11 protein-coding genes and 1 other RNA gene are annotated in these 11,474 nt (G+C 63.5%); 10 read left to right on the top strand and 2 right to left on the bottom strand.

The genetic code is table 11. From position 1 onward, the window contains the following. Positions 1 to 2,603, bottom strand: a 2,603-nt coding sequence (locus EOA75_RS20230; protein WP_127324988.1) for a hydantoinase/oxoprolinase family protein, incomplete at its 3' end; no start/stop codon positions are given. 173 nt (positions 2,604 to 2,776) lie between these two features. Here EOA75_RS20230 and EOA75_RS20225 point away from each other — a divergent pair. The 5 genes from EOA75_RS20225 (at position 2,777) to rnpB (ending at position 5,948) form a co-directional block, all read left to right on the top strand. Further along, positions 2,777 to 2,977 (top strand): hypothetical protein, encoded by a 201-nt coding sequence (locus EOA75_RS20225; protein WP_082954075.1) that lies wholly within the window; start codon positions 2,777 to 2,779, stop codon positions 2,975 to 2,977. Positions 2,978 to 3,110: 133 nt separating this feature from the next. Further along, positions 3,111 to 3,830: a DnaJ family molecular chaperone gene (locus tag EOA75_RS20220; protein ID WP_127324987.1), complete on the top strand. Its 720-nt coding sequence runs from the start codon at positions 3,111 to 3,113 to the stop codon at positions 3,828 to 3,830. Next, positions 3,827 to 4,594: an N-acetylmuramoyl-L-alanine amidase gene (locus EOA75_RS20215; protein WP_127324986.1), complete on the top strand. Its 768-nt coding sequence runs from the start codon at positions 3,827 to 3,829 to the stop codon at positions 4,592 to 4,594. The genes EOA75_RS20220 and EOA75_RS20215 overlap by 4 nt, the downstream gene beginning before the upstream one ends. 184 nt (positions 4,595 to 4,778) lie before the next feature. Beyond that, positions 4,779 to 5,489: a transglycosylase SLT domain-containing protein gene (locus EOA75_RS20210; protein WP_127324985.1), complete on the top strand. Its 711-nt coding sequence runs from the start codon at positions 4,779 to 4,781 to the stop codon at positions 5,487 to 5,489. Positions 5,490 to 5,547: 58 nt separating this feature from the next. Beyond that, positions 5,548 to 5,948, top strand: an RNA gene (gene rnpB, locus EOA75_RS20205) — RNase P RNA component class A. 5 nt (positions 5,949 to 5,953) lie between these two features. On the opposite strand, the gene EOA75_RS20200 is transcribed toward rnpB, so the two are convergent. Further along, positions 5,954 to 7,087, bottom strand: a complete 1,134-nt coding sequence (locus tag EOA75_RS20200) for a cystathionine gamma-lyase (RefSeq protein ID WP_127324984.1) — start codon at positions 7,085 to 7,087, stop codon at positions 5,954 to 5,956. Between the two features lie 397 nt (positions 7,088 to 7,484). On the opposite strand from EOA75_RS20200, the gene mraZ reads away from it, so the two are divergent. The 5 genes from mraZ to EOA75_RS20175 form a co-directional block, all read left to right on the top strand. After that, positions 7,485 to 7,943, top strand: a complete 459-nt coding sequence (gene mraZ / locus EOA75_RS20195; protein WP_127324983.1) for a division/cell wall cluster transcriptional repressor MraZ — start codon at positions 7,485 to 7,487, stop codon at positions 7,941 to 7,943. Beyond that, complete coding sequence (gene rsmH / locus EOA75_RS20190; protein WP_127217079.1) at positions 7,940 to 8,956, top strand: 16S rRNA (cytosine(1402)-N(4))-methyltransferase RsmH; 1,017 nt, start codon at positions 7,940 to 7,942, stop codon at positions 8,954 to 8,956. The genes mraZ and rsmH overlap by 4 nt, the downstream gene beginning before the upstream one ends. Before the next feature lie 4 nt (positions 8,957 to 8,960). Continuing rightward, positions 8,961 to 9,356 (top strand): hypothetical protein, encoded by a 396-nt coding sequence (locus EOA75_RS20185; protein WP_066990723.1) that lies wholly within the window; start codon positions 8,961 to 8,963, stop codon positions 9,354 to 9,356. Then, on the top strand, positions 9,353 to 11,077 hold the full coding sequence (locus EOA75_RS20180; RefSeq protein ID WP_066990727.1) for a penicillin-binding protein 2: 1,725 nt from the start codon (positions 9,353 to 9,355) through the stop codon (positions 11,075 to 11,077). Before EOA75_RS20185 ends, EOA75_RS20180 begins: the two co-directional genes overlap by 4 nt. Positions 11,078 to 11,131: 54 nt before the next feature. Further along, the coding region (locus EOA75_RS20175; protein WP_245466689.1) for a Mur ligase domain-containing protein at positions 11,132 to 11,474 on the top strand (343 nt) is incomplete at its 3' end.

Raw genomic sequence — 11,474 nt, 5'->3', positions numbered from 1 at the left:
GGATAGGGATGGTCGGTGAGGAGCGCCTCGAGCTCCTCCTCGCGGAAGCGGCCGCGATCGACGATGCGGAAATTGTCGAACAGCACGCCTTCCTCGTCGACGGTTGTGGCCAAAGGCGTCATCGAGCCCGGCGCGGTGCCGCCGACATCGGCATGGTGGCCGCGCGAGGCCGCCCAGAACAGGATTTCCGTGCGCGCGTCGTCGAACACCGGCGTCACCACGGTGATGTCGGGCAGATGCGTGCCGCCATTGTAGGGCGCGTTGAGAGCAAAAACGTCGCCGGGATGGATATCACCCGAATTCAGGCGGATGACGGTTTCGACCGAGCGGTCCATGGACCCCAGATGCACCGGCATGTGCGGCGCGTTGGCGACCAGCGCGCCATGGCGGTCGAACACGGCGCAGGAAAAATCGAGCCGCTCCTTGATGTTGACGGAATAGGCGGTGTTCTGCAGCGTGACGCCCATCTGCTCGGCGATCGACATGAAAAGGTTGTTGAAGACCTCGAGCATCACCGGATTGGCTTCGGTGCCGAGCGCCGCCTGCCGCGCCTTTTTCTCTATACGCCGCAGCAGCACGTGGTTCCTGGCCGTGATCTCGGCCTGCCAGCCCGGCTCGACGACGATGGTCTGGTTCGGCTCGATGACGAGCGCGGGGCCTGCCACCTTGTGACCGGGCTTCAAATCCTCGCGCCGGAAGATGCCGGCATCGCGCCAGGCTCCGTCGGCGAAGAATTGCCGGGACTGCCAGGGGCTTGCCACTTGGTCTTCGAGCCCTGATTCACTTTCGTCGCGGCCGGCGGTCCCGACATCGCTGCCTTCGACGCCGACTGCCTCGACGATCATCGGCTTGTCTTCGTAGACGAAGCCGAATTGCGCCTTGTGCGCGGCCTCGAAATCGCTCCTGGCGCGCAAAATCGAGCCGTGCTCGAAGTTGACCGGCAAAGTTGTGTCGGTGCCGTCATAACGGATCTGCAGGACCGGCTTTGAGGCGATGGCGTCTTGCGCAATGCCTTGCACTGCAAGCTCGGCGATGACGCCCTGGTGCAAGGTCGCAATCAGGTCCTCGATCGAGGAGCGGGACTCTTCGGCGAGCGGCTTCAGCAACGCCTGCTGGCGCGAGGCGAAAACCGTCGACAGCCCGATGCCGTAAGCCGAAAGCAAGCCGGAGAAGGGGTGGATAAGCACCGCTTCCATGCCGAGCGCATCGGCGACGAGGCAGGCATGCTGGCCGCCGGCGCCACCGAAACAGTTCAAGAGATATTCAGTGACATCGTAACCGCGCTGCACCGAAATCTTCTTGATGGCGTTGGCCATGTTCTCGACGGCGATGGTGACGAAACCCTCGGCCATCGCTTCGGGCGAGCGTTCATCGCCGATCTCGGCGGCTAAAGCCGCGAATTTTTCGCGCACGGCGGCGACGTCGAGCGGCTGGTCTTGACCGGGGCCGAAGATCGCCGGGAAGACGTCGGGCTGCAGCTTACCGAGCATGACATTGGCGTCGGTGACGGCGAGCGGGCCGCCGCGTCGATAAGCGGCCGGGCCGGGATTGGCGCCGGCGGAGTCCGGGCCGACGCGGAAGCGACCGGCCTCGTAATGCAGGATCGAGCCACCGCCGGCCGCGACCGTATGAATACGCATCATCGGCGCGCGGATGCGAACGCCGGCGACTTCAGTGTCGAAGGCGCGCTCGTATCCGCCGTCATAATGGGCGACGTCGGTCGAGGTGCCGCCCATGTCGAAGCCGACGACCTTGTCGAAGCCGGCGAGCTTCGCCGTCTCGACCATGCCGACGACGCCGCCGGCCGGGCCGGAAAGCAGCGCATCCTTGCCCTGGAACATGTCGGCGGCGGTCAACCCGCCCGATGACATCATGAACATCAGCCGCGGGCCGGCGCCCAATTCTCCCGCCACCCTTTGCACGTAGCGTGACAGGATCGGCGACAGATAGGCGTCAACCACCGTGGTGTCGCCACGACCGACCAGCTTGATGAGCGGCGAGACCTCGTGGCTGACCGATATCTGGCTGAAGCCGATCTTGCGACAGACTTTCGCGACTGCCTTTTCATGGTCGGGATATTTCCAGGCGTGCATCAAGACGATGGCTACCGCGTCGATGCCGTCGGCCTTGGCCTGCTCGATGGCCGGGCGGCAGGCGGCGATGTCGAGCTGGCGCTCGACGGACCCGTCCACGCGCACGCGCTCGTCGATCTCTACCACCCGCTCATAGAGCTGTTCGGGCAGGATGATCTCCTTGGCGAAAATATCCGGCCGCGCCTGATAGGCGATGCGCAGCGCGTCGCGAAAACCCCTGGTGATGAGCAGCAGCACGCGGTCGCCCTTGCGCTCCAGCAGCGCGTTGGTAGCGACAGTGGTGCCCATTTTTATGTCGCCGATGCGCTCCGCGGGGATGGCGGAGCCGGTTTTCAGTCCAAGCAGTTCGCGGATGCCCTGGATAGCGGCATCGGCATAGGCCTCAGGGTTCTCCGACAAAAGCTTGCGGGGATGCAGTCGGCCTTGCGGATCGCGGCCGATGATGTCGGTGAAGGTCCCGCCCCGGTCGATCCAGAAATCCCATTTGTTGTTGGCTGCGGCGTCCTGCATGCTGCTTATCCGTTACCTGCGACAACCCGTTCTGTTAGTTCGCCGTTTTGGCCCCGGCAACCATGCGCTTGGTGTTACACATGGAAACGCAACGTTACGAAACCCAGGTCAGATTTCTGCATTTCCTCTGCGACGTTCACCGAAACGTGAGCGTTTGCTGAAGGAGAGATACCATGAAGAAGCTTATTCTGGCGTCTGTTTCGGCGCTCGCCCTGCTGGGGGTCGCGGCTTGCAGCGACAGCAGCACCGACAACACCACCACGCAGAGCACCAACCCGCCGGCCAACGAACAGCCAATGAAGCCGGCTACCCCTGACCCTTCGAAGCCTGCTGAACCGGCTCCGGCAACACCTCCTGCTGCGCCCGCGCAGTAGAAGTTCATCCACTGAAATCAGGAAGGCCGGCCCCTGTGCCGGCCTTCCTTTTGGCGGGACTGTCCCCCAAGTCGATCGACCTGCGGCATCGTCCCGGCTTGATAGCGGTGCCCGGTTCGCACTAAGAAGCCGCATGTCGATTTGGGACCGCCTCGGCGACTTCATCGCTCGTGTTTCGTCGTCGGCGTCCTCGGGCGTCGGCGATGTCGTCGAAGCCGTGCGGACCGTGTACTCGGGCGACCCGGATCTACGCCGGCGCGTGGCCTTCTCGGTGGCGATGATCGCGCTTTCGGCCAAGATGGCGAAGGCCGACGGCATCGTCACCCAGGACGAGGTGAGGGCCTTCCAGGAAATCTTTGAGGTGCCGCCGAGCGAAACGCGCAATGTGGCGCGCCTCTATGACCTCGCCAAGCGCGATGTTGCCGGATTTGAAATCTACGCCCAGCGCATGTCGCAGCTTTGCGGTTCCGGTCATGCGAATTGCAAGATGCTGGAAGACATACTCGACGGGCTGTTCCACATCGCCAAGGCGGATGGCCTGGTTCACGAGAGGGAAGGGCAATTCCTGCATCGCATCGCCGAGATTTTTCAGATCGATGAGGCGCATTACCAGGCGATCCTGGCGCGCCACGTCAATCTGGGCGCCGCCGATCCCTATGTGGTTCTCGGCGTCGAACGCGGGAAGCCATTCGAGGAGGTCAGGAAGCGTTATCGCAAGCTGATCTCCGACAACCATCCCGACCGGCTGATCGCGCGCGGCCTGCCGCAGGAATTCATCAAGATCGCCACGACAAGGGTCGCTGCGATCAATGCCGCCTATGAGATGATCGAACGGGGCCTCAGGCACGTATGAGCGGTTTCTTGCCCGACCAGCCGGGTGCCGAGGTCAGGCTATCGCCGAATTTCGGTCCGCGACGCGAGACACTCAGGCCCGACATGATCGTGCTGCACTATACCGGCATGCCGACGGGGCCCGGCGCCGAGGCCTGGCTGTGCGATCCGGCAAGCGAGGTATCCTCGCATTATCTTGTCCATGAGGACGGCCGCATCGTGCAAATGGTGCGCGAAAGCGACCGCGCCTGGCATGCCGGCAAGAGTTCATGGTTCGGGTGCACCGACATCAACTCCTGCTCTGTCGGCATCGAGATCGTCAACCCCGGGCATTCGCTGGGCTACAAAACCTTCCCGAAGCGGCAGATCAAGGCCGTGATCGATTTGTGCGTGGGGATCGCTGACCGGCATTCCATTCCACCGCAAAGGGTGCTTGCGCATTCCGATGTGGCGCCGGGACGCAAGGTCGACCCGGGCGAGAAGTTTCCCTGGAAGGCGCTCTTTGCGGCCGGCGTCGGTCATCTCGTTCCCGCGGCCCCGATCAAGATGGGCGCGGCGCTGAGGGCGGGCGACGCAGGTGCTGACGTGGAAGCCCTGCAGTCGATGCTGGCGCTTTACGGCTACAGCGCCGAGATATCGGGTGTCTTCGACCGCCAGACGGAAATCGTGGTGGCGGCGTTTCAGCGGCATTTTCGACGGCGGCTCGTCGACGGCGTGGCGGACGGTTCGACGATCAGCACGCTCCAAAGGCTGCTGGCTGCGGTAAAGGCAGCCTCTTCCAAATAGCCGGTCAAGCTGACTAAATTACAATTTGTCATACAAAGTGAATTGCCTCGCCTTTATTGGCGCCAATTCGGTCTCCAAACGCATCTCCCGCAAGTTGTCGGGCATCTATCCCTTCAAGATGCTCCGGTGTTGGATTGGCCTCGCCGCGTGAATTCTTCGCGCGGTTCTAACAGAACAGGAATACATGCAAAGATTGACCGTTGTAGCGGCAGCCGTTGCTGCCGGAGTGATGACTTTTGCCTTCAGCCCAGCGAACAGCGCCCCCCTGAGCCTCCGGGCGGCGGACAATGGGTTTGCTGCGACCGCCTCAAAGCCCAAGGCTGCGCCAAGCGCCAAGACTTCGACGACCAAGAGAGCTGCCCCGGCGAAGGTGCAGAAAGCCGCCGCAGCGCGGTCCGCGAAATCAAGAGTCAAACGCTACGCAAAGCGCAGCAGGCAAACCATCAACCTGACCGCGACAGCTTCCATCCGTCCTGAAAAGCCCGCCTTGTCTTCTTCGGCAACTGGCGACGGCCAATATTCGGCGATCATCGCCCGCTATGCGGCAAGCTACGGCGTGCCGGTGTCGCTGGCCAAGGCCGTCATCACGATCGAGAGCAACTTCCGGCCCAACATGGTCGGCGGCGCCGGCGAGATCGGCCTGATGCAGATCAAGCCGGCGACGGCCCGGATGATGGGCTATACCGGTTCGGTCAAGGGACTGTTCGATCCCGACACCAACATCAAATACGGCATGAAGTACCTCGCCATGGCGCAGGGGCTAGGTGGCGGCACCACCTGCGGTACCATCCTCAAATACAATGCCGGCCATGGGGCGACGCGGATGAATCCGATTTCGGCCGCCTATTGCAGCAAGGTGAAGGTGCAGATGGCAGCGCTCGGTTCGCCTGTCTAAGCGGGACAGTTGCCTTTTTTGTTGCGTTTTCAGGCGCGAATCCCTTTATACGCCCTTGTCAGCTGGCCGGGCGGCCGCGCCCGCAAGAGCCGAAAGGCTGCGGGTGAGGAAAGTCCGGGCTCCATGGAGACACGGTGCCGGCTAACGGCCGGCGGGGGAGACCCCAGGGAAAGTGCCACAGAAAGCAAACCGCCGCGGCATTTGCCGCGGCAAGGGTGAAAGGGTGGGGTAAGAGCCCACCGCGCGACTGGCAACAGAAGCGGCACGGCAAACCCCACCGGGAGCAAGACCGAATAGGGGCGGTGCGAAGGGAAACCTTCGAGGGCTGTTTCCGGCCCACCGCCCGGGTAGGTTGCGTGAGGCGCATGGCGACATGCGCCCAAGATGAATGGCCGCCACGTTCCCGCGCCGCAAGGCGTGGGGGCCATACAGAACCCGGCTTACAGGCCAGCTGGCATTTTCCTCTACAGCGCTCCGAGCCGCTCAGCCGCCAAGCCGTCCAAAGACGCCTCGATCGCCTGCCAGAGCTCTTCCACCGGCTCGCAGCCGACGGCCAGCCGCACGAAGCCGGGCGGCACGGCATCGCCGCGCTTCGATCGCCGCTCGGCCGATGTATGGACGCCACCAAACGAGGTCGCCGATTCAATCAGCGCGCAGTTGTTGATGAAATCCTCGGCCTTCTCTTCCGAAGCCAGTTCGAACGAGATGAGAAAGCCGAAGCGCTCCATCTGGGCACGCGCCAGATTGTGCGAGGGGTCGCCCTCAAGGCCTGGAAAGCGCAAGCCGCTCACGGCGCGATGCCCCTTGAGCCGGCGGGCGATCGTTTCCGCCGAGGAGCACATGCGATCGTACCGCACCTCAAGTGTTTCAAGGCCGCGATGCACGAGCCAGGCCTCGAACGGCCCGGGAATGCCGCCGGCGGTTTCTCGCCAGTCCCTGACCTTGGCGATAATATCCGGATCGCGGCTGGCGACATGGCCGAACAGCACATCCGAGTGACCGTTGATCGCCTTGGTGTCGGCCGAGACCACGATGTCGGCGCCAAGGTCGAGCGGGCGCTGGCCGAAGGGCGTCATCGTCGTGTTGTCGACGATGAGGAGCGCACCTTGTTCGTGGGCGGTCTTGGCGACGGCGGCGATGTCGCAGATATCCAGCCTTGGGTTCGAGGGGGTTTCGACGAAGACCAGCCGGTAGCCGGCGAAGCCGCCGTCGAGCATGCTCGATGTCGGCCTCACGTCATAGGCGATGCCGAGCGGTTTCAGGAAATGCTCCGCCAGAGCCCGCGTCGTGTGGTAGCCGTCCGAGGGCAAGAGGATGCGGTCGCCAGATTTGACCAGCGCAAAGAACGTTGCCGAAATCGCCGCCATGCCCGACGGAAAGGCGACGCACTGCGCATCTTCGAGATGACCAAGCGCATGCTCGACCGCGTGCCATGTCGGATTGCTGAAGCGGCCGTATTGATCGAAGCCCGTCGCGTCGCCCGGCGAATGAAAGATCGAGGCCATTGTCAGCGGCAAAGGGATGGGATCGCCCTTGGCTAAATCGCCGCTGCGCAGATGGGCAAGTGTCGCGGCGCGTGACTTCGCGGTTTCGGACATTGGGCGCATTCCTTCGCTGAACTGACGTCCGAACGCTAGGCGTGGCGGCCCTTCGCGGCAAGCCGCGTCCTTTTGGGCCAGAGCCTTCTAAACGCTTCGTTAGGCTTAATGGACGATAAAGACGAGACGTGCCGCGAGCCTGCGCTTTTAGGTTGTGGCATGCGTGTTTGTGATGCCTCTTCCCGTTGACGCCCACATTACCCCATGATATCCCATTCCCATCAAGCTTTCGTTCCGCGTCAGGGTGAAGCGTACGCCAATCGGGCAGTCGCGGCGGCTGCGCGTTTGCCGGTTTTCGCCTTGGTGAATGAAGCGATTTGTCGCGAGGCGATGCGCGGCGGCGGCGCGGAGAAAAACATGGGCAGGGGTGCGGCGGCGACAGCGGCTGTAAGGCGTAGTGGACCGATTTCTGTCAAACGCAATAAACAGGATCGATGCGAAGGGGCGGGTATCCGTTCCGGCGCATTTCCGTTCGGTCGTGCAGAAACGTGGCTATGCGGAACTCTATGCGCTACGCTGCCTCGACCTTCCGGCGATGGACGTCGGCGGGCTCGATCTGCTCGACCGCTACGAGCAGCGGATCGCGCTGGAAGATCCCTTCCTGCAGACGGCGGACGATATGTCCTTCTTCTGCCATGGCGACGGGACGTTCCTGAAACTCGACCAGGACGGCCGCATCACGATGACCGATTTCATCCGCGAGCACACGGGCATCTCGAACGAGGTGGCCTTTGTCGGCCGCGGCAATTTCTTCCAGATCTGGGAGCCGGGCCGGCTTGCCGCCTATGGGGCGCAGGCTCGAGCCAGGCTTTTGCAGCTTCGGCAGGGGACGAAGCCCGGGGAGCGACCGGAATGATGACTGGCCACGGCGATGATCCTCACGCCGTTGGCGGACTGGTCCGTCACATTCCGGTCCTCCTTGCCGAAGTGCTGGAGGCGCTTGATCCCAAGGCGGGCGAGACGATCGTCGACGGCACGTTCGGCGCCGGCGGCTACACCACCGCCATCCTCGAGCGCGGCGCCTCGGTCGTGGCCATCGACCGCGATCCGGATGCGATCGCCGCGGGCAAGGCTCTGGAACAGCAGGCCGGCGGCAGGCTGAAGCTCGTTCAGGAGCCGTTCTCGACCCTGGACAAGCATGTCGAAAGCGCCGACGGCGTCGTGCTCGACATCGGCGTCTCGTCGATGCAGCTCGACCAGGCCGGGCGCGGCTTTTCCTTTCGCGCCGACGGACCGCTCGACATGCGCATGGCGCAGGCTGGCCTGAGCGCCGCCGACGTCGTGAACACCTTCAAGGCGGGCGACCTTGCCCGCATCTTCGGCTTTCTCGGCGAAGAGCGGCATGCCGGCCGCATCGCCCGCATGATCGAGGCCCGGCGCGAGAAGCGGCCCTTCGAGCGCACGCTCGATCTTGCCGACGCCATCGCCACCCATGTCGGCCGCGCGCCGAAGGACAAGATCCATCCCGCCACCCGCGTCTTCCAGGCGCTGCGCATCTTCGTCAATGACGAGCTCGGCGAGTTGGCGAGCGCGCTGTTCGCCGCCGAGCGGGTGCTGAAGCCGGGCGGCAGGCTCGCCGTCGTGACCTTTCATTCGCTGGAGGATCGCATTGTCAAGCGCTTCATCGCCGATCGCGCCGATGCGGCCAGCGGATCGCGTCATATGCCGGACGCGCCGGCGCGGCTGGCGACCTTCCGCAAATCCGGCGGCGGGGTGACGCCGGGAGAGGCCGAGATCGCCGGCAATCCGCGGGCGCGCTCGGCGAGGCTGCGCGCGGCAATCCGCACCGGCGCGCCTGCGCGCGCCGGTGACTCTTCGATTTTCGGCCTTCCAAAGCTTCCCGCCGTCGAGCGGCCGGGGGAGAGGTAAGCACGTGTTTCGCACCAGCGATATAGTCCTGATCGCCGTAATGGTCTCGGCGGCGGCATTGACCTACAAGACCAAGCGCGAGGCCGAGGACCAGCTGGCGGCGGTGCAGAAGCTGCAGGCGCAGATCCGCTACGAGGAAGACACAATCGATCTTCTCAAGGCGGACTGGAGCCTGCTCACCCAGCCGGCGCGGCTGCAGAAGCTTGCCGAAATCTACAAGTCGCAGCTCGGGCTCGAGCCGCTCAACGCCCACCAAATCGGCGGGCTCGACGACGTGCCGATGAAGCCGCTCAATATCGAGGACCTGTCGTCGCAGCCGCTCGGCGGCATGGCCGACAATTCGGGCAAAGGGCCGTCGGACGGCAAGGATCCGGTGGTGACCGGGAGCACCGTGCAATGATCAGCAGGCTTCCAGGGATCGGCAACCTGCTGAAGCGCCGAAGCAAGGCAGCTGAGGACGGCTCGATCGTCGTCGACGCCGCCCGCAAGGCAACCGGCGGCAAGGCCAAGACCCGCATCGTCATGACGATGGCGGTGTTCTTCACCATCTATTCGACGATTGCCGGCCGACTGGTCTATCTCGGCCTGCAGAATCCGGACAATTCGGGTGGTCCGCAGAGCCGCGTCACTGCATCGCGGCCGGACATCGTCGACCGCAACGGCGAGGTGCTGGCGACCGACATCAAGACGGCGTCGCTGTTCGCCGAGCCGCGCCGTATCGTCGACGCCGACGAGGCGATCGAGAAGCTCTCGACCGTGCTTCCCGAGATTGACTACGAGCAGACCTATCACAAGCTGAAGAGCGGCGCCGGCTTCGTCTGGCTGCAGCGGCAGCTGACGCCGAAGCAGCAGGCCGACATCATGGCGCTCGGCATCCCGGGTCTCGGTTTCCGCACCGAAAAGCGCCGCTTCTATCCGAGCGGCGAAACGTCATCCTACATTGTCGGGCTCACCAACATCGACAATCAGGGCATCTCCGGTATGGAGAAGTACATCGACGACCAGGGCCTGACCGATCTGCAGGCGTCAGGACTGGCGGTGGCCAGGGACCTGAAGCCGGTGAAGCTGTCGATCGACCTGCGCGTCCAGCATGTGGTGCGCGACGAGGTGGCGACCGGCATGGAGCGGTTCCACGCGATCGCGGCCGGCGCGGTGGTCCTCAATATCAAGACCGGCGAAGTGCTGGCCATGGCGTCGGTGCCGGATTTCGACCCCAACAATCCCTACAATGCTCAGGAAAAGGACCGGCTGAACCGTATGTCGGCCGGGCTCTACGAGATGGGCTCGACCTTCAAGAGCTTCACCACCGGCATGGCGCTCGATTCCGGCAAGGTGACGCTGGAGAGTCGCTTCGATGCGTCGCGCCCGATCAGGATCGGCCGCCAGACCATCCATGACTTCCACAGCAAAGGCCGTGTGCTTTCGGTGCCCGAAGTGTTCATCTATTCGTCCAACATCGGCTCGGCCAAAGAAGCCGAGGCTGTCGGCATCGAAGGGCATCGCGAGTTCCTGCATCGGCTAGGCGTGCTCGAAAAGATGCAGACGGAATTGCCGGAAGTGGCGCGCCCGACCGAACCGAAAGTATGGAAGCAGGTCAATTCGATCACCATCGCCTTCGGCCATGGCGTCTCGACAACGCCCCTGCAGACTGCCGTCGGCTGCGCCGCATTGATGAGTGGCTATTTGATCGAGCCGACTTTTCTGCCGCGCACGGCCGAGCAGGCGATGGAGGTGGCCAAAAGGGTGGTCAAGGACACAACGGTGGAAGGGATGCGCTATCTCTACGCACTCAACGCCGAGAAAGGCTCGGGCAAGAGCGCCAGGGTTCCGGGTTACCGCGTCGGCGGCAAGACGGGCACGGCGGAAAAGGTCGTTAACGGCCGTTATTCGAAAGAGAAGAATTTCAACGCCTTCGTCGCCGCCTTTCCGATGGACGATCCGCAATATATCGTGCTGACCATCGCCGATGAGCCGAAGCCGGAAAAGCCCGGCATGGGCGCCACCGCCGCCTCGAATGCCGGCATCATGGCAGGCAACATCATCAGGCGTGCGGCTTCGATGCTTGGCGTGAAGCCAGATTTCAGCCATGAAAATGGTGCAACGCTGGTTTCCTATCAGTGATTCTTGGGGCGCGCCGGCAACTGCGCGCTATTTTGTTGCGGTGAACGGGACTCAATGTATCTGAAAAATCTAGCCGGCATCCTGCCTGTCGAGGGAACAGCTTCCCCCGATCTGGAGGTTACCGGTCTCTCCTCCGATTCCCGCCAGGTAAGACCGGGCGTCGTTTTTTTCGCGCTCGCCGGCAGCAAGGCTGATGGCTCGACCTATGCCGCCGATGCCGCCGGCCGCGGCGCTGCCGCAATCGTGGCGGCCAAAGGCAATACAATCTCCGGTCTGTCGATCCCGGTTCTTGCCGTCGATGATCCCCGTCTGGCATTGGCGCTGAGCGCAGCGCGCTTCTTCGGCAAGCAGCCTCGGACGATGGTCGCCGTAACCGGGACCAGCGGCAAGACATCGG

This window comes from Mesorhizobium sp. M1A.F.Ca.IN.022.07.1.1 (genome assembly GCF_003997575.1).
In the GTDB taxonomy this organism is placed as follows: Bacteria; Pseudomonadota; Alphaproteobacteria; order Rhizobiales; family Rhizobiaceae; genus Mesorhizobium.
The sequence above is the reverse complement of the archived record's forward strand: the minus strand, read 5'-3'. Positions and strand labels throughout refer to the sequence as shown.

Coding starts and splice junctions, on each gene's coding strand:
- EOA75_RS20225 (WP_082954075.1), top strand. CDS start 2,777: ATGAAGAAGCTTATTCTGGCGTCTGTTTCGGCGCTCGCCCTGCTGGGG.
- EOA75_RS20220 (WP_127324987.1), top strand. CDS start 3,111: ATGTCGATTTGGGACCGCCTCGGCGACTTCATCGCTCGTGTTTCGTCG.
- EOA75_RS20215 (WP_127324986.1), top strand. CDS start 3,827: ATGAGCGGTTTCTTGCCCGACCAGCCGGGTGCCGAGGTCAGGCTATCG.
- EOA75_RS20210 (WP_127324985.1), top strand. CDS start 4,779: ATGCAAAGATTGACCGTTGTAGCGGCAGCCGTTGCTGCCGGAGTGATG.
- EOA75_RS20200 (WP_127324984.1), bottom strand. CDS start 7,087: ATGTCCGAAACCGCGAAGTCACGCGCCGCGACACTTGCCCATCTGCGC.
- rsmH (WP_127217079.1), top strand. CDS start 7,940: ATGATGACTGGCCACGGCGATGATCCTCACGCCGTTGGCGGACTGGTC.
- EOA75_RS20180 (WP_066990727.1), top strand. CDS start 9,353: ATGATCAGCAGGCTTCCAGGGATCGGCAACCTGCTGAAGCGCCGAAGC.